Source organism: Glaciimonas sp. CA11.2, assembly GCF_034314045.1.
Lineage (GTDB): Bacteria > Pseudomonadota > Gammaproteobacteria > Burkholderiales > Burkholderiaceae_D > Glaciimonas.
Map to the genome: position 1 here is coordinate 4,027,663 of NZ_JAVIWL010000001.1, position 20,469 is coordinate 4,048,131.

22 protein-coding genes are annotated in these 20,469 nt (G+C 52.4%); 13 read left to right on the forward strand and 9 right to left on the reverse strand.

The features are described 5' to 3' along the window. Positions 1–29: 29 nt before the first annotated feature. From RGU75_RS17450 to RGU75_RS17460, 3 genes are all read left to right on the forward strand, one after another. Positions 30–1,565, forward strand: a complete 1,536-nt coding sequence (locus RGU75_RS17450) for a class I adenylate-forming enzyme family protein (RefSeq protein ID WP_322238116.1) — start codon at positions 30–32, stop codon at positions 1,563–1,565. A gap of 104 nt (positions 1,566–1,669) precedes the next feature. Then, positions 1,670–2,851, forward strand: a complete 1,182-nt coding sequence (locus RGU75_RS17455) for an ABC transporter substrate-binding protein (RefSeq protein ID WP_322238118.1) — start codon at positions 1,670–1,672, stop codon at positions 2,849–2,851. A gap of 30 nt (positions 2,852–2,881) precedes the next feature. After that, positions 2,882–4,111, forward strand: a complete 1,230-nt coding sequence (locus RGU75_RS17460; RefSeq protein ID WP_322238120.1) for a CoA transferase — start codon at positions 2,882–2,884, stop codon at positions 4,109–4,111. Positions 4,112–4,197: 86 nt separating this feature from the next. Here the strand turns inward: RGU75_RS17460 and RGU75_RS17465 are convergent, their stop codons facing one another. Further along, positions 4,198–4,626, reverse strand: coding sequence for a hypothetical protein (locus tag RGU75_RS17465; RefSeq protein WP_322238122.1), 429 nt, complete (start codon positions 4,624–4,626; stop codon positions 4,198–4,200). A gap of 430 nt (positions 4,627–5,056) precedes the next feature. On the opposite strand from RGU75_RS17465, the gene RGU75_RS17470 reads away from it, so the two are divergent. From RGU75_RS17470 to RGU75_RS17490, 5 genes are all read left to right on the forward strand, one after another. Continuing rightward, the gene (locus RGU75_RS17470) at positions 5,057–6,229 is read left to right on the forward strand and encodes an ABC transporter substrate-binding protein (protein ID WP_322238124.1); all 1,173 of its coding nucleotides are present in this window, start codon (positions 5,057–5,059) and stop codon (positions 6,227–6,229) included. Positions 6,230–6,322: 93 nt separating this feature from the next. Further along, positions 6,323–7,195 (forward strand): branched-chain amino acid ABC transporter permease, encoded by an 873-nt coding sequence (locus RGU75_RS17475; protein WP_322238126.1) that lies wholly within the window; start codon positions 6,323–6,325, stop codon positions 7,193–7,195. Continuing rightward, on the forward strand, positions 7,192–8,187 hold the full coding sequence (locus RGU75_RS17480; protein ID WP_322238128.1) for a branched-chain amino acid ABC transporter permease: 996 nt from the start codon (positions 7,192–7,194) through the stop codon (positions 8,185–8,187). Before RGU75_RS17475 ends, RGU75_RS17480 begins: the two co-directional genes overlap by 4 nt. Continuing rightward, positions 8,174–8,887: an ABC transporter ATP-binding protein gene (locus tag RGU75_RS17485; RefSeq protein ID WP_322238130.1), complete on the forward strand. Its 714-nt coding sequence runs from the start codon at positions 8,174–8,176 to the stop codon at positions 8,885–8,887. The genes RGU75_RS17480 and RGU75_RS17485 overlap by 14 nt, the downstream gene beginning before the upstream one ends. Next, positions 8,880–9,590 carry an ABC transporter ATP-binding protein gene (locus tag RGU75_RS17490; protein WP_322238132.1) on the forward strand — a complete coding sequence of 237 codons (711 nt, stop codon included), beginning with the start codon at positions 8,880–8,882 and terminating at the stop codon, positions 9,588–9,590. Before RGU75_RS17485 ends, RGU75_RS17490 begins: the two co-directional genes overlap by 8 nt. A gap of 112 nt (positions 9,591–9,702) precedes the next feature. On the opposite strand, the gene RGU75_RS17495 is transcribed toward RGU75_RS17490, so the two are convergent. Then, entirely contained in the window at positions 9,703–10,623 is a 921-nt protein-coding gene (locus RGU75_RS17495) for a LysR substrate-binding domain-containing protein (RefSeq protein WP_322238134.1), read from the reverse strand. A 256-nt stretch (positions 10,624–10,879) separates the two neighbouring features. Between RGU75_RS17495 and RGU75_RS17500 the strand changes: the two genes are divergently transcribed. The 5 genes from RGU75_RS17500 (at position 10,880) to RGU75_RS17520 (ending at position 15,302) form a co-directional block, all read left to right on the forward strand. Further along, a complete protein-coding gene (locus tag RGU75_RS17500; protein ID WP_322238136.1) occupies positions 10,880–11,833 on the forward strand; it encodes a nitronate monooxygenase family protein in 954 nt (317 codons plus the stop codon). A gap of 98 nt (positions 11,834–11,931) precedes the next feature. Then, the gene (locus RGU75_RS17505; protein ID WP_322238138.1) at positions 11,932–12,330 is read left to right on the forward strand and encodes a Zn-ribbon domain-containing OB-fold protein; all 399 of its coding nucleotides are present in this window, start codon (positions 11,932–11,934) and stop codon (positions 12,328–12,330) included. Further along, positions 12,327–13,508, forward strand: a complete 1,182-nt coding sequence (locus RGU75_RS17510) for a thiolase (protein ID WP_322238140.1) — start codon at positions 12,327–12,329, stop codon at positions 13,506–13,508. The genes RGU75_RS17505 and RGU75_RS17510 overlap by 4 nt, the downstream gene beginning before the upstream one ends. A gap of 37 nt (positions 13,509–13,545) precedes the next feature. Further along, positions 13,546–14,451, forward strand: a complete 906-nt coding sequence (locus RGU75_RS17515; RefSeq protein WP_322240633.1) for an SDR family NAD(P)-dependent oxidoreductase — start codon at positions 13,546–13,548, stop codon at positions 14,449–14,451. A 62-nt stretch (positions 14,452–14,513) separates the two neighbouring features. After that, positions 14,514–15,302: an enoyl-CoA hydratase/isomerase family protein gene (locus tag RGU75_RS17520; RefSeq protein ID WP_322240635.1), complete on the forward strand. Its 789-nt coding sequence runs from the start codon at positions 14,514–14,516 to the stop codon at positions 15,300–15,302. Positions 15,303–15,372: 70 nt separating this feature from the next. Here RGU75_RS17520 and RGU75_RS17525 read toward each other — a convergent pair whose 3' ends face one another. The 7 genes from RGU75_RS17525 to fliM form a co-directional block, all read right to left on the reverse strand. Continuing rightward, complete coding sequence (locus tag RGU75_RS17525) at positions 15,373–16,200, reverse strand: CoA ester lyase (RefSeq protein WP_322238142.1); 828 nt, start codon at positions 16,198–16,200, stop codon at positions 15,373–15,375. Positions 16,201–16,438: 238 nt separating this feature from the next. Further along, positions 16,439–17,233: a flagellar biosynthetic protein FliR gene (gene fliR / locus RGU75_RS17530; RefSeq protein ID WP_322238144.1), complete on the reverse strand. Its 795-nt coding sequence runs from the start codon at positions 17,231–17,233 to the stop codon at positions 16,439–16,441. Continuing rightward, positions 17,233–17,502, reverse strand: coding sequence for a flagellar biosynthesis protein FliQ (gene fliQ / locus RGU75_RS17535; protein WP_322238146.1), 270 nt, complete (start codon positions 17,500–17,502; stop codon positions 17,233–17,235). Before fliQ ends, fliR begins: the two co-directional genes overlap by 1 nt. 38 nt (positions 17,503–17,540) lie before the next feature. Further along, positions 17,541–18,317: a flagellar type III secretion system pore protein FliP gene (gene fliP / locus RGU75_RS17540; protein WP_322238148.1), complete on the reverse strand. Its 777-nt coding sequence runs from the start codon at positions 18,315–18,317 to the stop codon at positions 17,541–17,543. Next, a complete protein-coding gene (gene fliO / locus RGU75_RS17545; RefSeq protein WP_322238150.1) occupies positions 18,317–18,916 on the reverse strand; it encodes a flagellar biosynthetic protein FliO in 600 nt (199 codons plus the stop codon). The genes fliP and fliO overlap by 1 nt, the downstream gene beginning before the upstream one ends. Continuing rightward, a complete protein-coding gene (gene fliN / locus RGU75_RS17550; RefSeq protein ID WP_322238152.1) occupies positions 18,916–19,365 on the reverse strand; it encodes a flagellar motor switch protein FliN in 450 nt (149 codons plus the stop codon). Before fliN ends, fliO begins: the two co-directional genes overlap by 1 nt. Next, positions 19,358–20,362: a flagellar motor switch protein FliM gene (gene fliM / locus RGU75_RS17555; RefSeq protein WP_322238154.1), complete on the reverse strand. Its 1,005-nt coding sequence runs from the start codon at positions 20,360–20,362 to the stop codon at positions 19,358–19,360. The genes fliN and fliM overlap by 8 nt, the downstream gene beginning before the upstream one ends. Positions 20,363–20,469: the final 107 nt, after the last annotated feature.

Sequence of the window (20,469 nt, forward strand, 5' to 3'; positions counted from 1 at the left end):
TCATTGTTATTTACGCTCAGAGGATTTGCATGAACGCCACGCTTCAAGATGTCAAACGCATCAGTGATATTCCACGCTATTGGGCAAAGGCGTCGCCGGATGCTATCGCACTCAATGAGCCGGACCAGAAACAGACTGTCAGTTATGGGGTGTTGTGGGCGGCAGTCGAGGCCGCCGTTGAATTGTTGCGCAACAGCGGCGTTCAGTCCGGCGATCGCGTCATGCTGGTGAGTGAAAATTGTGCTGCGCAGATCGCCTTGCTGTTTGCCGCCTCTGAATTACAGGCATGGCCGGTTATTGTCAATGCCCGTTTGTCAGAGCGCGAAATCGACGTAATCCGTGCGCATTGTGTGCCACGCGTGATGTTGTTTACCTGCGCGATTTCCAGCGATGCGCGTGCGCATGCCGAGCGCTATCACGCGACCTTGGCCGATATTGATCCGCTAGGAATGGTCGCCATTACGACAGCCAACCCAGCAGCATTAGCAGAACCGATGGAGATGGCGAACGATGTCGCGGCGATGATCTACACCTCGGGAACCACCGGCACGCCAAAAGGCGTAATGATGCGTCACGAAGGTTTGCTCCATTTTGCAAAGCTTTCCAGTGCTTCGCGCAACATGGTGCAGGGTGACGTGGCGCATGCGGTGCTGCCGATCTCGCACATCTTTGGCCTTGCGACGGTGTTGCTGGCGACGATGTATGCCGGTGCCAGCCTGTATTTGCAGCCACGTTTTACTGCTGAGGGGACGTTGCAGGCATTGGCTGAAGGTGGTCTCTCGATCCTGCAAGGTGTTCCGACCATGTTCACCCGTTTGTTGACACTGATTAACGCGACCGGTGGCAAAGTATCTGCACCTAAATTGCGATATGTCTACGCTGGCGGTGCGCCGCTCGATCCGACCTTGAAGCGGGATGTCGAAGCCTGCTTTGGATTACCAATGCACCACGGTTACGGTATGACGGAATATGCTGGCTCACTTTTTATCACCAACTTTGATCGTCCCCGTAGCGATTGTTCATCCGGTGAAATCGTACCCGGCGCAGAGTTGCGCATTGTGAGTGAACAAGGCGTCGATCAGTTACCCGGCGTGCCTGGCGAGTTATGGGTGCGCGGTCCCGGCACCATGCGCGGTTATTACCTCGCTCCCGAACAGACAGCGCAAGCATTGTTGCCCGGGGGTTGGCTTAATACCGGCGACATAGGTCGTACCGATCCAGACGGTGCATTGTTTATCGTTGGTCGCACCAAAGACCTGATCATTTGTTCTGGTTTCAATGTTTATCCCATCGAAGTGGAATCAGTGATCAACACTTTCCCCGGCGTCCGGTTGTCTGCGGTGGTGGGACGTCCAATTGAGAATTGTAACGAAGAAGTGGTGGCGTTTGTAGAGACGGATGACAGTGGACAATTTGATCAGGCAGCGTTGCAGGCTTTTCTCAAAACCAGTTTATCCCCGTATAAAAGGCCGGTTGCGATTGTTCAAATTGCGGTCATTCCTACTACTATCAGTGGCAAGCTTTTGAAGCAAAGTTTAAAATTGCTGGCAGTCGAGGCATCTTAGGACTTAGACAAACTCGTCCCAGCTGCGCTGTGCTTTCCTTGCCATGCTAGCGTAGGTCCCGATATTCATTACGTACTACCAAAAAAACTAAAAAAGGAAGAGACATGAAATTCATTTTAAAGGGTGCGTTAGTAAAAGGGTCGTTTGCGCTACTTTCCTGCGTGGCATTGTCTAACGCGGCCACCGCTGCCGAGGAGATTCTGGTCGGGACAGAACTGCCGCTTACGGGTCCAAATGCAAGGGCTGGTAAATCGGAGCTGGAGGGCATTATGGCTGCTGCAGATCAGTTCAATGCAAAGAACGGCAAATACAAGATCAAGATCATTAGCATCGATAACGAGACGCAACCAGCCAAGGCGGTGGCGGCGGTCGAAAAGCTGGCTAGTCAACAGGTGGTCGCGCTGACCAGCGGCTACGGATCCAATTTGGTCGGCCCTGCTTCGGTGGCGGCCGAGAAGGCGGGTTTGGTCTACATTACGTCGGGCGGTACGGACGAGGGATTGACGGGACGTGGCTTAAAGAATTTTTTCCGCATCAATAATACGCCAGGGTATGAAAAGGCAATGGCAGGATTATTCGGCGTGCTTAACGTCAAGTCGGTTTCGCTGATTAGTTCCACCAAGGAGGCGCCGACCGATCTGGCCAAAAAAATGCAGGCGCGCCTTACCACCGCAGGTGTCAAGGTCGTGATGCATCCGTTCGATCCGGCGATCACCGACTTCAAGCCAATTATTAACAAAGTAAAACTACAGGACAAATCCGAGGCGATCGCTATGATCGGCTATGAAAACGATTACGTCGGTATTCTTCGCGCAGCCAAGGTCCTCAAGCCGGACGTCAAGGCGATGGTGGGTATCTGGTCGTTAGCCACGGTCAAGATGGCGCAAGATTTTCCTGATTTGATGCCTAACGTGTTCGGTATGGCATTGTTGCCGTATCCGACCGCATTCAAAACGCCGGAAGGTGTTGCCTTTGGAACGGCTTATAAACGCTTATTTAATGCGGAGCCTGACTATCTGGGTCAGTTTGGTTACGTGCAATCGCAATTACTGTTTGATGCTATCGCACGCGCCGCCGACAAGGGTACTATGAAGACCGGCGGCATCGCCGAGGAACTACGCAAAAGTGATCGCGAAACGCTGATCGGGCGAGTACGGTTCAATGATAAGGGTGACAATGTTGCGTTCTTACCGAGTATGGGACAGCACAACAACGGCAAGATTGTCGTGGTGTGGCCAAAGGAAATGGCGACTGGACCAATGGTATTTCCTGGCGTGCCCTGGTAAGCGTATTCAACTAGTGTTTGAAAGGTCAACATGCAAGGTGCACTATCGAATATCAGGGTTCTCGACTTATCTCGGATTCTGGCCGGACCCTGGTGTACGCAAAATCTGGCCGATCTGGGCGCCGAAGTAATCAAGGTTGAACGGCCTGTCACGGGCGATGATACCCGGCATTGGGGTCCTCCGTGGATTCGGGATGGAGAGGGAAGCGAAACAACGGACTCAACCTATTTTGCCTCTGCAAATCGCAACAAAAAGTCAATTGCTGTCGATATCGCCAGCGCGGCAGGTCAGGCCCTGATACGTGAATTGGTGGCCGAGTCGGACGTGCTGGTCGAAAATTATAAAGTCGGTGATCTGGCGCGTTACGGACTGGCTTACGATGATCTGCGCAAGATCAATCCGCGTCTCATTTATTGCTCAATCACTGGTTATGGACAAAGCGGACCCTCGGCACATCGCCCCGGTTACGATTTTGTCTTTCAGGGCATGGGCGGATTAATGAGTATCACGGGCGAACGCGATGACTTGCCCGGTGGCGGCCCCCAAAAGGTCGGCGTGGCGATCACCGATGTCATGACCGGCATGTACGCCTGCGTCGCAATCCTCGCCGCAGTCAACGCACGCTCCATGAGCGGTGTCGGACAATATATCGACATGGCGCTGCTGGACTGCATCGTCGCCTTCGGTGGCAATCAGGCCAACAATTATGTAATGACCGGCCAAGTACCAAAACGCTCCGGCAACGCACACCCCGCGTTAGTCCCGTATCAGGTCTTCGCGACCACGAATGGCCATATTATCGTAGCCGCCGGCAACGACACTCAATGGCAGCGCTTGTGCAAGGTAATGGCACGTGCTGACTTGGCAAGCGATCCACGCTTCAATCAAGTAAGCGGACGCATCACCCATCGCGAAGCATTAATCGTGGAGTTGGAACGCGCGATGCTGACCAGAAGTTCGGAAGACTGGCTAGCGGCACTGGAAGAAGGCGGCATTCCAGTTGGCCCAATCAACGACTACGCCCAAGTATTTGCCGACCCGCAGGTTCAACACCGACAACTACAAGTCGCGCTGCCACGGCCAGAAGGCGGAACACTACCCGCCATCGCCAGCCCTTTGCGCCTGTCTGAAACACCAGTAACCTATCGCTCAGCACCGCCCACGCTTGGTCAGAATACTGACGAAGTGCTACGGTCAGTACTGGGAAAAACGCCAGAACAACTCGACATGCTGGTTGAGTCCGGCACGATTTCTCGTTGAGCCTCATTAAATTCAGCTAAGCGTGTATTAACATACAACGCTGTTAGGTGAGTATAGTGCAAGCTAAATCACATTAACTATAAAGGCTATTGCTGTGGCTGTGGCTGTGGCTGTTGCAGGCGCAGCCACAGTTGACGTTGCTTTTGAACTTGCAGGCGCAGCCACAGTTGACGTTGCTCTTGACCTTGCAGGCTCAGCCACAGTTGACGTTGCTTTTGACCTTGCAGGCGCAGCCACAGTTGACGTTGCCTTTGAACTTGCAGGCGCAGCCACAGTTGACGTTGCTCTTGACCTTGCAGGCGCAGCCACAGTTGACGTTGCTTTTGACCTTGCAGGCGTAGCCACAGTTGACGTTGCCTTTGACCTTGCAGGCGCAGCCACAGTTGACGTTGCTCTTGACCTTGCAGGCGCAGCCACAGTTGACGTTGCGGTTGTTCTTGAATTTGAATTTGACGTACTCCGTCATGGACGCTGCCAAGTATTTCAGCTGTCAGTCGGGAATTGTTGGAAGACATGTTTGAGCGAAGCGAGTTGGTCTTTCAACCCGACTGGCGGCTGAAATGCTTGGGAACCCGCAGGGCAGCGTCAGTTGCGGCCGCCTTCTTTTTGGTTACTTTTTCTTGGCGGAGCAAGAAAAAGTAACTGGCTGTCGGGCCACCCCCGACCAGCATCCACGGAGCACCAACCGTTCTAATTATCGACAAACCGAACCGAACCGAACCGAACCGAACCGAACCGCTTAGTGTTTTCTAAACCCCACCTTTTCCAAACATGAATTGCGATTTCCCCCAAGATTAGGCAATCTCTAAGTGTTCCACCAGACCAAAGAATCAAGCGAATAAGCCGCCCCAATCCCTGAACGCACAGGTAGCAAGGAGAGCCAAACGCCGGTGGAGCGGTTCTGCATAAGTCCCGACATAAAAAAACCAGATTGGAGATAGCAGTATGAAGCAGCAATTCAAATCCACATTGGCCCTAGTTATTTGCATCGCCACCATGCATGCAAACGCCCAAGCCGAAGAATTTAAGGTCGGCGTCCAACTACCCCTAACCGGTCCGCTAGCCCTAGCTGGCAACGAAATGTCAGAAGGCATACAAGTCGCAGCCGACGTATTCAACCGCCAAAATCCCAAGAACAAGATCAAGCTGATAGTAGTAGACGACGAGTCAACTCCAGCCAAAGCAGTAGCCGCGGTAGAAAAACTAGCCTCGCAAGGCGTAGTCGCCATCGCCGGCAGCGCCAATTCCAACAATGCGGGTCCAGCCTCCGATGCGGCCAATAAGGCTGACCTGGTATATATCACCTCTGGCGGAACCAGCGACGAGATGGTCAATCGCGGCCTGAAGAAGTTTTTCCGCGTGAGTAACACCAGCGGCTACGCATCTGGAATGGTCGGGCTATACACCGACATGGGAATTAAATCCGTATCGGTACTTTATTCAACCCGCGATGCGACAACCGACCTCGCAAACAAGTTAAAAAAAGCGCTTGAGTTAAAAGGTGTAAAGCTGACCATGCATCCGTTCGACGCAGCAATCACCGATTTCAAACCAATCCTGAATAAAGTCAAGTTGCAGGACAAATCAGAAGCGATTGCGATGGTCGGCTATGAAACCGATTACGTCGGCATCCTGCGTGCAGCGCGCATCATCCGCCCGAACCTCAAGGCGATCGTCGGTCCGTGGAGTCTGGCAACGCCAAAAATGGCGGCGTCCTTTCCTGATCTGATGCCTTACGTGTACGGCGCGACAGTGCTGTCCTCGCCACCCAAATTCGACACGCCTAGCAGTAAAGAATTTGCTGAGACGTTCCAGCGGTTGTTCCACACGCCATCAACCTATCATTCGCAAACCTCGTTTGTGTATGCACAATTGTTATTCGAGGCAATCTTGCGTTCGCACAATACCGGTATGCTGGCAAAGGGCGGCCTCGCTGATGAACTGCGCAAAACCAAGACCGCCGACAGCCTCCTTGGTCCGGTCGCCTTCGATGCCAAAGGCGACAATCCAAGCTACAGCGCCCATATGGGGCAATTTCAGCAAAATGGTGATATCGCCATCGTATGGCCGAGCCAGTATGCCACTGGGAAAATGGTCTTTCCGAAGGTTTCATGGTGAGCGTAAGCAAACCGAAATTTGACGTGATCCTCATGCACGACGCATTTTTTGCCAACCTCACACAAGGTGTGAGGCCATACCAAGGAGGTAAAAATGTTTGAATTGATTGTACAGTCTCTCTATTCCGGGGTGCTGGCTGGTGGCGCGTATGCGCTGATTGCGCTGGGTTTGGCGCTGGTGTTCGGTACCATGAAGATCATTAATCTGGCGCATGGCGAACTGGTCCTTTTGGCAGCTTACATCGCCTATATGGCAGAGAATAACTGGCACCTTAATCCAATACTCGCGATACCGCTGGCGATAGTGGTGGTGTGCGCGACCTCGGTGATGGTGTATTTTCTGGTCAGCAAGATTGAAAAAGATCGTGAGCTAAATTCGCTGATCCTCACCTACGGCATCGGGATCATCCTGACCAACGCCGTATTGCTGATCTGGAAGGCCGATATCCACTCGACCAACGATGCATGGTTTCAACAGCCAGTCACGCTCGGGCCGTTTTACAGCATGACGAGTGAAATCACCTTCTTCGTGATCAGTCTGGTACTCATCATCGGGGTCTGGTGGTGGCTGGCGCGTAGTTGGTATGGTCGCGCGGTGCGTGCCGTGTCGAGTAATCGCGATGCCGCCAAACTGATGGGCGTCAATCCGCGCTGGACAGAACTGATCTCTTTCCTCGTATCGGGGCTGCTGGCGTCTTTCGCCGGTATCGCGATCTATAGTTCTTCGGTTATTCAGCCGTCGATGGGCAGTCACCTGACGATGAAGGCCTTCATCATCACTGTATTGGCCGGTGCTGGCTCAATTCCAGGCGTGCTATTGGGCGGTATGCTGATTGGCATTGCCGAGGCTTTGACGGTGACGTTATACAGCTCAGCTTTGCAGGAAATGACGAGTATGTTGTTGTTTCTGCTGGTGTTGTTTGTGATGCCGAACGGCCTGTTCGGCGCGAAAGGAAGACGCGGATGAAATTGCGCACAGTCATGTTAATCGTCGTGGCAGCGGCCATGTATATCGCGGTGCCTTTATTGTTCGGTTCCAATCGTTATTTGATGAGCCTGATTGTGGCCTCGGTCACCATCGGCGGTATCGCGCTGGCGTGGGCCTTGCTGGGCAATTTGGGTGGCATGGTCAGCTTTGGTCAGGCGGCTTTTTTTGGTGTGGGCGCTTATGTGTCGGCGTTGCTGACCCTCAAGCTCGGTCTGCCTGTGTTCCCGGCCATGCTGCTAGGCGGCGTTGGCGCTTCGCTCTCCTCGTTGATGATGTTGCCAGCGTTGCGATTGAAGGGGCCTTACTTTGCGCTGGTCATCCTGGCTTACGCTCAGATATTTCGTATTTTGGTCACTGAGTTTGACAGCCTTACCGGGGGCAGCGGCGGGTTGTCCAGCATCCCGCCATTGCCACATGTGTTGGGTTTTGATTTTGGTAGCAAGGTCGGCGGTTATCTGGTGATCCTGACATTGGTGGTTGTATTCGTCTGGATTTATGACCGCACGCGTGCCAGCTATTACGGTCTGGCCTTGCGTGCCATGCAGGAGTCGGAAGATGCGACCCGCGTAGTGGGCGTCAACAGTACGCTGCTGAAAGCGATGATATTGTTGCTGTCAGCCTTTATGACTGGGATGATTGGTGCTTTTAATGCCCATTACATTAACTTTCTGGCACCTGATTATGCTTTCGATGCCGGTTGGACCGTCGTGCCGATCATTGCTGCTATTTTCGGCGGCTACCGTACTATTTTTGGACCCTTGGTCGGCGCAGCGGCGGTATACCTGATTGATCAGTTGATCTTCAAAAGTTTGCTGCCCAGTGGTCATCAAATAGTGCTCGGCATCCTGCTGGTGGCGATGATCTTATGGAGCCCAACCGGATTGGTTCCTCTTGTGGCAGATAAGTTCAAAAGGCGCAAACAGCCTGCTACCTCGGGCAAAACTCAGGAGGTTAGTCATGCTGAAGCTTGAAGATATCACCATTCGGTTCGGCGGTCTGACAGCGGTCAACGCCGTGAATATGGAAATCGGCTCGCATGAAGTGGTCGGATTGGTTGGCCCGAATGGCGCGGGAAAGACCACGCTATTCAATGCCATTTCCGGTTTGGTACGTCCTTCCAGTGGACGGATTATATTCGGGAATGAAGACATATTGAAACTGCCGTTGCACCAGCGAGCACGGCGCGGTATCGGCCGTTCGTTTCAAATCCCACAGCCGATGCACCAGTTGACAGTACGTGAAAATTTACTGGTAGCGCAGCGCTTTGGGACGGGGAAAGTGGACCCGTACAAGATCGATGAAATCATGGAATTTCTGAATCTTTCGGACAAGGCAGACCGCAACGCCGCCACGGAACTTGCATTGACTGAGCTGAAAGCGCTAGAAGTTGCCAAGGCGCTGGCGACAGAACCCAGATTGTTGCTATTAGACGAGGTGCTGGCCGGACTGGAAGTGACCGGCAAGCGTCGCTTCATGAGCATGCTCAAGGATCTGCACCAAAAATATAAGCTGGGTATTCTGATCGTTGAGCACGATATTGAAACCATCAGCGCGATGTGCAGCCGCGTCTGTGTGCTTAACTTTGGTCAGTTGATCGCCAATGGACCGCCTGAACAGGTGTTTCGTGATCCAGCGGTTATCAAGAGTTATACGGGGGACAGCAATGCTTGAAATCGTAAAGGTACGCGCCGGTTATGCCGCCATCAATATTTTGTGGGACGTTTCGCTTGAGATAGAACGGGGAAAGTTGACAACCATCATCGGTCCCAACGGTGCAGGAAAAACAACGCTGCTGCGCACGATTATGGGCCTTTTACCGGTGAGTCAGGGCGATATTCGGCTAGACGGACAGTCGCTTAAGGGCACCAATACCTGGGATATGGCCAATCACGGGATGACCATGATCCCGGAAGGACGGATGGTTTTTCGTGAGATGTCGGTTGAAGAGAACCTGATCATGGGCGCTTTTCACAAAGGCAGTCGTGCCAAGGTCAAGATTAATCTGGAAATGGCCTACGATATGTTTCCGCGTCTGAAGGAACGTCGCTCGCAACTGGCCGGTTCGCTTTCCGGTGGCGAGGCGCAGATGCTGGCGATGGGACGCGGTCTGATGTCGGAACCCGGCGTGATCCTGATCGACGAACCTTCGCTGGGATTAGCGCCGGTGGTGGTGCAAGAACTGTTTGAAATCCTGAAACGTCTGAAAAGTCTGGGTCGCACGATTGTTCTGGTTGAGCAAAATACGCATCGGGCGGTGGGTGTGGCTGACTATGTGTATTTGATGCAGGGCGGAAAGGTGCTTTTATCCAAACCGGCGGCGGAGGTCGATCTGAGCGCGTTGCATGATCTGTATTTCGGGCGCGAGAAGGCCTGATGTTCAGGGATTTTGATGCAATAGGTTGGGGTCTACACAGCCGTGCCGAACCGTACGATGAAGGCCCGATTTAATTGAATAAGGTAGCGTGTCGGCACGCTACCTGTAATTTTCAGGCTCGGTCAAACGCGAGATGTTCATCGCGGTCCAGTTCCAGGCATGTCATCAACTCGCGTGCGAAAGTAGGCAGCATTTCCGGGTCCTGAACACAGGTGACCAGATTGCGGATGGCCCATAAATCACTTAATCGTGTGATCTTGATTGCCATGTGTCTGGAGTAACGTCGCGCAGCCGATTCGGGCAAGATCGCGATGCCAATATTTGCTTCAGCCATACGACACACTGTTTCGAAGCCGCTGACCTGAATCCGAAGTCTCAGTGTGACGCGTAGTTCGCTGGCGACGTTGGCGAGGAATGAATGGATGGCGCTTCCTTCGTGCAACCCGATGAAGTCGTATTCCAGTGTATCGGCAAAACTGACTGGCCCGTTTTGCGCCAATATATGGTCAGGGCCGGTAACCAGCACCAGACGGTCACTGCGGTACGGTGTGACGTGCAGACCTTCGGTGCGCACGGTGCCTGCGACGATGCCGATATCGGTGGTGCCTTCGCTGACGGCACGCACGATATCGCTGCTGAGACGTTCGCGCAGGTCGATATTGATATCTGGACGGGTTGAGAGGAAATGACTCAATACATTGGGGAGAAACTCTGTCATTGCCGTTGTGTTAGCCAGTATCCGAACGTGGCCTTTAATGCCGTGAGCGTATTCCTGCAGATCGCCGCGCAAGTTTTCCAGCTGATTGAGAACTTGTCTTGCATGATGCAACAAAGCCTGCCCCGGCGGTCGTAGTGTGACGCCGTGATTTTCGCGATTGAGCAGCTTGGTGCCAATCGATTGTTCGAGATTCTTGATCCTGATACTTGCAGCTGGCAGTGACAGGTGAGCTCGAACCGCGGCGCGCGTCAGGCTGTTTTCTTCTGCGATATAGACAAATAACCTGAGATCAACCAAGTCGAAATGAATAGCCATGTGTTTTAACAAGGCAAGCCAGCCGTCACGTTGAAGTCGCGGCGGTGTAGTTAAGCTAAGCCTAATTCCCTCTTTGAAAAATGTGAATTGTACGGAATTAACGAGTCTGACATTCTACGATGAAACCGGAATTGCAGTCTTACTAAAAGTCAAATGCGGAAAGTTGACGAGACGAGATGTTATTCGACAACTATTATTCTTCAGTCATCGTGCGCCGTGCGTTTGAATCTCATCAAAACTCTCAGGAGAAGCAGTAATGCCTTTACCCGCACAATTAAAAGGCAAGTTGGCGCTGCCAGTTATTGCATCGCCAATGTTCATTGTTTCTGGCCCGGAACTGGTCATAGCGCAGTGCTGCGCCGGTATCGTCGGTTCGTTTCCGGCGCTGAATGCACGGCCACAGGAAGAGCTGGAAAAATGGATCGTGCGCATCAAACTAGCGTTGGCTGAATATCAAGCCGTACACCCGGATGCGAAGGTTGCACCGTTTGCTGTGAATCAAATCGTCCATCCATCGAACAAACGTTTGCAAGAAGATTTGGAAGTGTGCATACGCCAACAGGTGCCGATTATTATTACTTCATTGCGATCGCCTGAAGGGCTGGTCGAACAGGTCCACGGCTATGGCGGCATTGTGCTGAGTGATGTCGTCAATGTGCGTCATGCAAAAAAAGCACTGGCTGCCGGTGTCGACGGATTGATTCTGGTATGCGCTGGAGCTGGCGGTCATGCAGGAACACTCAGCCCGTTTGCGCTGGTGAATGAGGTCCGCAGTTTTTACGATGGTTTGGTCGTTTTATCCGGCGCGATTACAAACGGTAGCGCGATTCTTGCGGCACAAGCGATGGGTTGCGATCTGGCTTATATCGGGACGCGCTTTATCGCCACGCAGGAAGCGAGCGCAGACGACGAACACAAGCAGATGATCATGGATGCAAGCGCAGCCGATATCGTTTATACGCCGTATTTTTCTGGCGTACCGGCGAACTATCTGAAGGCGAGCATCACGCGTAACGGTCTGGATCCGGACAACTTGCCGGTCTCTGATCCGTCCAAGATGGATTTCAACAAACCGAAGGCCTGGAAGGACGTCTGGAGTGCGGGACAGGGTATCGGCAACATCAATGACAGACCGCCGACAGCACAACTCATCGCCCGACTAAGCGCTGAATACCGGATGGCCAGACAGCAGATTCTGGACGCGCTATAAAAAAATTACGCAACTATGCCTGCCTGAGTTCTTAGGCTTTGGAGGCTGGCTTTGCAACTTTTATAACATCAGCAATACCTCTAAAAAGGAATAAGAATATGTCAGAGTCCACCATGTTCACAGGCGCGGGACCAGAAAAGGTGTATTACGACGCCCTGAAGGCTGGCACTTTCCAGATTCAACGCTGCGGCGCTTGCACAAAACACGTGTTTTATCCACGCGTCATCTGTAGCCATTGCGGTTCTCCAAATCTAGCCTGGGTCACGCCCAGCGGCAACGGAACGGTATATTCAACGACGATAGTGCGGCGCAAAGCGGATGCCGGTGGCGACCTGAACATTGCGCTGATTGATTTGGAGGAGGGCGTGCGCATGATGAGTCGGGTGGATGGTATTCGGTTCGATCAGATCAGCATTGGAATGGCAGTGAAAGCCAGCATCGTTACAGAAAACGCGCAAACCATGATTATTTTTACGCCAGCTGGAGACGCACAATGAGCCCGCGTGATGTGCGAGAATTGAGAGGTTCAGTCGCCATTGTTGGCATCGGTCAAGCTGGCCTGGGTGAGGCGCACGGGCGCACGGAATTGGAAATTCTGGCCGAAGCGGCGCATAACGCCGTACGCGATGCTGGCCTGCATATGCGCGATATTGATGGTATTTGCACCGCCAGCGTCAATGCTGTCATGTGGGGTTTGCCGGTTGCTGAATATCTGGGCATTCAGCCTAAGCTAATCGATAGCACGATGGTAGGCGGCTCCAGCTTTGTATCGCACATGATGCCAGCCGCGATGGCGCTCAATGCGGGCATCTGTGACGCAGTGTTGGTGTGTTACGGCAGCACCCAGCGCACCGGTACTATTGGTCGTGCGGAAAGTGGTCAGGCGCGCCGTATCCTTGATCCAATGCCTTACGAAAGCGTGTACCAGCCAGCGATGCCGATATCGGCCTATGCGCTTGCCGCGGCACGTCATATGCATCAATACGGCACCACGCGAGAACAGTTAGCCGAAGTGGCGGTATCTGCACGTAAATGGGCGCAACTTAATCCAGAAGCATTTATGCGCGATCCATTGTCGATTGAGGATGTATTGAAATCCCGGATGGTCGCTGATCCGCTGTCTGTACGCGATTGCTGTCTGGTCACCGATGGTGCTGCTGCGTATGTCATGGTGCGTGCCGATCGCGCCAAACATTTAGCGAAAAAACCTGTCTACATGTTAGGCAATGCCAGCGCGACCTGGCATCGCCAGATATCCAGCATGCCGGACGTGACAGTCACGGCTGCCAAAGAATCTGGCGAGCGAGCGTTTGCGATGGCAGGCATGACGCCGTCCGATATCGACGTGGTGGAACTGTATGACGCCTTCACCATTAATACCATTCTGTTTTTGGAAGATCTGGGCTTTTGCAAAAAAGGCGAGGGTGGTGCGTTTGTCGCCAACGGCGGCATTGCGCCCGGCGGCCGGTTAGCGGTCAATACCAACGGTGGCGGCCTGTCTTGCGTGCATCCCGGCATGTACGGCATGTTCATCACGGTCGAGGCGGTGCGCCAGTTGCGCGGTGAGGGCGGCGATCGGCAGATTGAAGGTGCGCAAACCGCCATCGTGCATGCCAACGGTGGCACGCTGTCAGCGCAGGCGACGGCCATTCTTGGCACAGAAGCGGCACTTTAAATAATATTCAAGGATCTACGATATGACAAATTCCCACATGATTGAAGGCAAAGTAGTCGTTGTGACCGGCGCGGGTGGTGGCATTGGCCGCGATATTGCGCTGGCGATGGCACGTTCTGGCGCTAAAGTGATCGTCAATGATATTGGCGCTTCACTCAGCGGCGATCCGCTGGCGGTCAACCCGGGCCAGAAGGTCGTTGACGAGATCAAAGCATTTGGCGGGCAGGCAATTGCCAACAGCGATAGCGTATCCGAGGCAAGTAGCGCAGCGCGCATCATCGAATCTGCGCTTGATCATTTCGGTCGTATCGATTGCGTGGTTAACAATGCTGGCATATTACGTGACCGGATTTTTCACAAGCTTAGCGCGGAAGACTGGGATACTGTATTAAAGGTCCATCTCTATGGCGCTTTTTACACCAGCAAAGCCGCCGCATTGCATTTCAAAGAGCAGGGTTCGGGCAGTCTGGTTCACATGACCTCGGCTTCTGGCTTGGTGGGCAATTTGGGGCAGGCTAATTATTCGGCCGCCAAATTGGGTGTGACCGCGTTGTCGAAATCGATTGCGTTGGACATGCAACGCTTCAACGTGCGGTCCAATTGTATCTGTCCGTTTGCATGGAGTCGCATGACCAGTTCGATCCCAACCGACACGCCAGCAGAGCAAGCGAGAGTCGATAAACTCAAACTGATGACACCAGACAAGATTGCTCCGCTCGCGGTTTATCTGGCTAGCGATGCCGCAAAAGATGTCAACGCACAAGTGTTCGCCGTGCGTAACAATGAAATTATTCTGATGAGCCAGCCGCGTCCGGTACGGTCAGTGCACCGCTCGGAGGGGTGGACGCCCGAGAGCATCGCAGAACACGCGATGCCAGCGTTGAAGGCCTCATTTTTTGCGCTTGATCGGTCTGCCGATGTATTTAGTTGGGACCCGATCTGATCCTGACGCTTGCGCTGCAATTAAATTAAGTCCTGACGGAGACTCAAATGGATCAGACAGAAATGGAAACAATTATTTATACCGTATCGGAAGGGGTTGCAACGCTGACTCTGAACCGGCCAAAGCAAAAGAACGCGCTTGATATGGTGATGCGGCGGGAAGTGAGTGAAGTGGTGTCCTCGATTAAGAGCGACCGCGGAATTCGTGCACTCATCCTCGCTGGTTCGGGTGGTGCTTTTTGTGCGGGCGGTGATGTGCGTACGATGGATGCCGGAGCCAATGCAGAAGAGGCACGCAACCGTATGGCTGATTTGCATAGGTGGCTGGCTGATTTGCTTAACCTTGACCGGCCAGTGATCGCGGCGGTGGATGGTCCGGCTTATGGCGCTGGCTTCGGTTTGGCACTGGCAGCTGATTTTATTATTGCCACACCGCGTGCGCGTTTTTGCATGCCCTTTTTACGGTTGGGGTTGATACCTGATTGCGGGATGTTGTATACGTTGCCACGCGTGGTCGGTCTGCAACGCGCTAAGGAACTGGCGTTTTCGACGCGGGAAGTTGATGCTGAAGAAGCCCGGCACTTGGGCATCGTGTTTGAAATACATTCAGCCGAGCGTATTGATGCACGGGCGCGGCAACTGGCGTTGAGTTTTACCCAGGCATCGCAGACGGCGCTTAGCTTGACCAAGCGCGCTCTTAATACTTCGCTGGATAGCAATCTTGCGACGATGTTGGAGATGGAGGCGAATGGTCAGGGGTTGGCGCGTTCGACCGGATACCATCGTGATGCGGTTAGTCGTTTTATTCAGAAGCAATTGCCGTTGTTTCAGTGGCCGAATGCTGTCGAATAAGCCAATTATTTGGGTTGTTGGTTCAAGGGATTGAAGGGTTCCAATGTTTTGACGATGGAACCCTTTTTTATCAGGTATTTTTTTGTTGACGGCTTCGACGTTCGGCGTCGCTCAGTATCCGTTGCGCGAGTAACATGACCGGTCGGTCTACCATTTTCCCGTCGATGGCTACGGCTGCGCCATTGGCTGTGGACGCTGCTTCAAGCACGCGTTTGGCCCAGCTTAGTTCGGTTGCGCTAGGGTCGAATCCTTCGTTGACATAATTTACCTGTTTTGGATGAATGCAGAGTTTGCCGCCGAATCCTAATCGCCGCGCTTGTTGGGTGTCGTTGCGGATTGCGTCGATGTCGTCGATGCTGGTTGTGACGCCGTCTACCGGGGCCTGGATGCCTGCCACGCGGGAGGCGAGTACTAGTGTGGAGCGGAAGTAGAGTAATTCCTGATGACCTTCGGTGATGCCGAGGTCGAGGCTGAAGTCGATTGAGCCGAATAGTAGGCGCTGCACGCGGGGTGATCGGGCTAGTGCGTTGACATTGGACATGCCTTGGGCGCTTTCTATGAGTGGTAGGATGATTTCTGCGCCGGCGTGGGCGATTACGGCTAGGTCGTCTATGCGGTCGGCTTTGGGGAGCACTATGCCTGCTATGCCTGGCATTTTGCATAAACTCAGGTCTTCGCTGAACCATTCGCTGTCGGCGCTGTTGATTCTTACTAATACTGATTTTTCTGGAGATAGCCAGGCTTTTAGTGCTTTGCGGGCGGATTCTTTTTCGCTTGCTGGGACTGCGTCTTCTAAATCTATGATTACTACGTCGGCGTTTGTTGCGCAGGCTTTGTCGAAGCGTTCTGGGCGGTTTGCAGGGACAAATAGATAGGATCTTGAGATGAAGTTTTCCATTGAATGCTTTCTTGGTGCGTTTTTTACGTTTTTGGTTTTCGTTAATTAACGTGGTTTGGTGCTCCGTGGAAGCTGGTCCGGGGTAGCCCGACAAGCTTCCACGGAGCACTAACCATTTTAATTAAATAATACCGAAATTTGGCACCTTGTGCTGCCTTTGAAGTCGCTTTTAACCAAGATCCAATTCATCACGAAATAAAAACCAAGTCAGCAAAACAAACAATCACAACCGACCAACCTATCCCCTCAACCCACGCACAACCCCCAACATAGTCCCCATCCCCCAAGCAAATTCCCGCTCAAGAAACACCCCCAAGTGCGGAATCAACATCTGCAAAACCACTATCCCACCAAGCAACGTCAAAGGAAACCCTACCGCAAAAATACTCAACTGAGGCGATGCCCGATTGAGAATCCCCATTGCCAGATTTAACGTCAGCAATGCAGCAATTAACGGTAACGCCAACATCAGTCCGGCAGAGAACACATTCGCCCCTGCGAGAACTAAAACATACCAACCATTTGCACTGAGTGGCGCATCAGAAATTGGCAAGATATGAAAACTTTCCGCCAATGTAGCGATCACCATCAGATGACCGTCCAGTGCCAAAAAAATCAACATAGCTAACATGTTCAGAAGCCGCGACAAGACCATGGTATTGCCGCCGCTGGTCGGATCGAAAAAGGAAGCGAACGATAAGCCCATTTGCAGGCCTGCGTAATCGCCCGCTGACTGCACCGCTGCAAATACCATTTTCATGCAAAATCCCATCGCGCCACCGATTATTACCTGCTGCATCAAAATCCAGACACCGCCAGCAGATACTAATGGAACGTTCGGCATCGGACCGAGAGTAGGGCCTATCGCCATTGCCAGCAGCGCTGCCAGTCCGACCTTCAGTGGGCGTTGGACGATCGCTTCACCAAATATTGGGGCCGTGCTAATTAGCGCTAACATCCTTACAAACGGCCATAAAAATGCCGCTATCCAAAAGGTTAGCTGTGCAGATGTGACGGATAGAGCTGGCTGCATTAGCCAACCAGTTGTGGAATGCCGGAGAACAACTGACGCATGTAGTCGAGAATGATATTGAGCATCCATGGACCAGCAATAACCAGAGTGGCGAATACCGCAAGTAGCTTTGGAATGAACGAGAGCGTCATCTCGTTGATCTGGGTCGCCGCCTGGAACAGGCTGATAATAAGGCCGGTGATGAGCGCGACCAATAGTAGCGGAGCACCTAGTAACAAGGTGATTTTCATGGCTTGATAGCCAAGGGCCATTACTGTTTCAGGAGTCATTTTGGATAGGCAATAAACGGGAATAAAAAAGATGTGCTCTAGGTATAAAAACTTTGGGCCAGAGCGCCGACCAACAAATGCCAGCCATCAACCAATACGAATAGCATGAGTTTGAATGGTAACGCGATGGTGGCGGGCGGCACCATCATCATCCCCATTGACATCAGGACACTGGCGACGACCAGATCGACGATCAAAAAAGGGATGAAGATGGTGAAGCCGATCTGGAATGCCGTTTTTAACTCACTGATGACAAATGCCGGTACCAAAATCCTGAGCGACACTTCCTCTGGACCTTGCATTGGACCGGTATTGGCTAATCTGGCAAACAAGGCCAGATCGGCTTCGCGGGTTTGTTTTAGCATGAATTGTTTAAAGGGTTGAACACCTCTTTCGAGTGCTTGCTCTGCGGTGATTTTATTTTCAGAGAAAGGTTTGTAACCGTCGGTATAAGCTTTATCGAATACCGGAGACATGACAAAGAAGGTCAGAAAGAGTGCTAATCCAACCAATATTTGATTTGGTGGCGAGGACTGTGCACCGATGGCCGTCCGTAATAATCCGAGCACGATGATGATGCGAGTGAAGCCCGTCATGGTCAGTAAAATTGCGGGCAGGAACGACAGCGATGTCAGCAGCAGCATCGTCTGGACACTCAGCGACCAGGTTTGGCCGCCTCCAGGACCTGGTGTGGTGGTGATGCCCGGAATTCCTTGTGCACTGGCAAGCGCAGGCATTAAGGCAAAAAATAGAATCAGGGCGGCAACCGTAAGGCGGACACCGGTGTCTTGACGAAATAGGTTTGGTGCTGACATTAGTCGGACTTTGAATTTTCTGCTGGCTTGGTGTTGAACTGGTTCATTGTTTGTTGGCCTAGCATCGATTTTTGTAGCTTTTGCGCAAAGCTGGCGGCAAGCCCGCTACCAAATGGCTTATTTGATAAAGCCGACCCAGCCGATACAACTGATTCAGTCGTCGCTTCAGCGGACATGGTATGTAGCGCATTGATTCGTCCCGGCGTGACGCCAAGTATGACCCACGTGCCAGCGACTTCGACAATCACAACCCGTTCGCGCTGGCCGACCATTGTGCTACTGACTACTTTGAGCAGGCTGCCGTTGCCTTGACGTTGCATACCCAGACGACGCGCCACCCATGCGCATAAAAAAATCAGGGCGAGGACTACAATCAAACCGAAAGCAGCTTGCAGTAATCCCGCAGCGCCCCAAGACGGAGAGCCGGCCACGCCAGCTCCCGAGGCCGCAGCGAATGCCGGCGCAGATGCTGCACTAACTGTTGATGCTAAAGGCGTTCCGATTGTATTAGATGCTGACGATGCGTTGGCTAGCGCCGGTACGGTCAGCAGCATGCATAAAATCGCGATCAATCGCTTCGCAGAGGTAGACGACAACATTATCGATTCAGTTTATGAATGCGTTCAGACGGTGTAATGATATCGGTCAGACGAATACCAAATTTTTCGTTCACGACAACGACTTCACCTTGCGCAATTAAATAACCGTTAATTAACACATCCATAGGTTCACCGGCGAGCCCATCCAACTCGACTATTGAGCCTTGCGCTAGTTGTAGCAAATTCTTGATGGTAATGCGGGTGCGACCCAGCTCGGCAGTCAGTTGTACCGGAATATCGAGAATCATATCGATATCTGCTTTGGGAACATCGACGCCCACGCCTTCGCCGCGTAAAGGCTGGAATACGTTGGCTGTGCTTTCAGTCTTTTCTGCTGTGGTCATCGGAACGGGTGCCGTTGGTGATGATCCCATGGTTTGTTCCGCCAGCGCACTGGCCCAGTCATCGGCCGCATTGTTGGTTTTGTCCGATTGCTTGTCATCACTCATTGTCGTTCCCCTTACTTGCATCGCTTTCGCGGTGATTAATCATTTTCTTTACACGCAATGCGTAGCGGCCATTTGATGTACCGTAGCCACATTCCATCACAGGAACATTGTCAACCTTTGCCAGAATCGTTTCTGGCATATCGATCGGCAAAACGTCGCCTACTTTTAGTTGCAATAGCTGGCCGATAGTTGATGGCAGGGTGATGAAATCGGCTTTTAGCTTGACGTCTGCACTTTGCACTTGTTGCGATAGTTGCTTCACCCATCGCTTGTCTATTTCCACTTCGTCCTGTAACGGATTGGAGAGCAGATCACGAATTGGCTCAATCATCGAATACGGAATACAGACGTGAAGCGCACCGCCAATCGGGCCGAATTCGATGTGGAACGTTGTATTGACTACGACTTCATTCGGAGTCGCAATATTGGCAAACTTGGTATGCATCTCTGCACGAATATATTCAAATTCGATGGGATAGACGGGTTTAAAAGCAGCGCGGTAGCTTTCCAGCGCCAGATCCAGCAAACGTCGGATGATCCGGTGCTCGGTTTGTGTGAAATCGCGTCCTTCAACCCGCATATGAAAGCGACCTTCGCCACCGAACAGATTATCGACTACCAAAAATACCAGATTAGGGTCGAAGACGAAAAGTGCCGTGCCGCGTAACGGCTTCATGTGCACCAGATTGATATTCGCTGGAACGGGTAAATGCCGGACAAACTCACTGTACTTCTGAATATTTACCGCTCCCACAGAAATATCAGCAGTGCGACGCATGAAGTTGAACAATCCTCTGCGCAATTGGCGTGCGAAGCGTTCATTGATAATTTCAAGTGTATGGAGGCGGCCGCGTACGATACGCTCCTGGGTCCCCAGGTTGTAAGACTGGACGCTGCCCGGTGCAATGGGTGGCAGCGGTGTGTTCTCAGAATCACCAGCGACGCCTTGTAGTAAAGCGTCTACCTCATCTTGAGACAGTAGCTGTTCATAAGCCATTGAATAATCTCATCATTACTATTGCACTTTATTAAAAGTCTGCTGTTTTCGCTAATTATTCATCTTCAATGGCCACATCTATTTGATCGTCCATTGGGGCGCTTTGG

Bases quoted from the DNA above. Each gene is read 5' to 3' on its own strand.
- RGU75_RS17450 (WP_322238116.1), top strand. From the start codon at position 30: ATGAACGCCACGCTTCAAGATGTCAAACGCATCAGTGATATTCCACGC.
- RGU75_RS17455 (WP_322238118.1), top strand. From the start codon at position 1,670: ATGAAATTCATTTTAAAGGGTGCGTTAGTAAAAGGGTCGTTTGCGCTA.
- RGU75_RS17460 (WP_322238120.1), top strand. From the start codon at position 2,882: ATGCAAGGTGCACTATCGAATATCAGGGTTCTCGACTTATCTCGGATT.
- RGU75_RS17465 (WP_322238122.1), bottom strand. From the start codon at position 4,626: ATGTCTTCCAACAATTCCCGACTGACAGCTGAAATACTTGGCAGCGTC.
- RGU75_RS17470 (WP_322238124.1), top strand. From the start codon at position 5,057: ATGAAGCAGCAATTCAAATCCACATTGGCCCTAGTTATTTGCATCGCC.
- RGU75_RS17475 (WP_322238126.1), top strand. From the start codon at position 6,323: ATGTTTGAATTGATTGTACAGTCTCTCTATTCCGGGGTGCTGGCTGGT.
- RGU75_RS17480 (WP_322238128.1), top strand. From the start codon at position 7,192: ATGAAATTGCGCACAGTCATGTTAATCGTCGTGGCAGCGGCCATGTAT.
- RGU75_RS17485 (WP_322238130.1), top strand. From the start codon at position 8,174: ATGCTGAAGCTTGAAGATATCACCATTCGGTTCGGCGGTCTGACAGCG.
- RGU75_RS17490 (WP_322238132.1), top strand. From the start codon at position 8,880: ATGCTTGAAATCGTAAAGGTACGCGCCGGTTATGCCGCCATCAATATT.
- RGU75_RS17495 (WP_322238134.1), bottom strand. From the start codon at position 10,623: ATGGCTATTCATTTCGACTTGGTTGATCTCAGGTTATTTGTCTATATC.
- RGU75_RS17500 (WP_322238136.1), top strand. From the start codon at position 10,880: ATGCCTTTACCCGCACAATTAAAAGGCAAGTTGGCGCTGCCAGTTATT.
- RGU75_RS17505 (WP_322238138.1), top strand. From the start codon at position 11,932: ATGTCAGAGTCCACCATGTTCACAGGCGCGGGACCAGAAAAGGTGTAT.
- RGU75_RS17510 (WP_322238140.1), top strand. From the start codon at position 12,327: ATGAGCCCGCGTGATGTGCGAGAATTGAGAGGTTCAGTCGCCATTGTT.
- RGU75_RS17515 (WP_322240633.1), top strand. From the start codon at position 13,546: ATGATTGAAGGCAAAGTAGTCGTTGTGACCGGCGCGGGTGGTGGCATT.
- RGU75_RS17520 (WP_322240635.1), top strand. From the start codon at position 14,514: ATGGAAACAATTATTTATACCGTATCGGAAGGGGTTGCAACGCTGACT.
- RGU75_RS17525 (WP_322238142.1), bottom strand. From the start codon at position 16,200: ATGGAAAACTTCATCTCAAGATCCTATCTATTTGTCCCTGCAAACCGC.
- fliR (WP_322238144.1), bottom strand. From the start codon at position 17,233: ATGCAGCCAGCTCTATCCGTCACATCTGCACAGCTAACCTTTTGGATA.
- fliQ (WP_322238146.1), bottom strand. From the start codon at position 17,502: ATGACTCCTGAAACAGTAATGGCCCTTGGCTATCAAGCCATGAAAATC.
- fliP (WP_322238148.1), bottom strand. From the start codon at position 18,317: ATGTCAGCACCAAACCTATTTCGTCAAGACACCGGTGTCCGCCTTACG.
- fliO (WP_322238150.1), bottom strand. From the start codon at position 18,916: ATGTTGTCGTCTACCTCTGCGAAGCGATTGATCGCGATTTTATGCATG.
- fliN (WP_322238152.1), bottom strand. From the start codon at position 19,365: ATGAGTGATGACAAGCAATCGGACAAAACCAACAATGCGGCCGATGAC.
- fliM (WP_322238154.1), bottom strand. From the start codon at position 20,362: ATGGCTTATGAACAGCTACTGTCTCAAGATGAGGTAGACGCTTTACTA.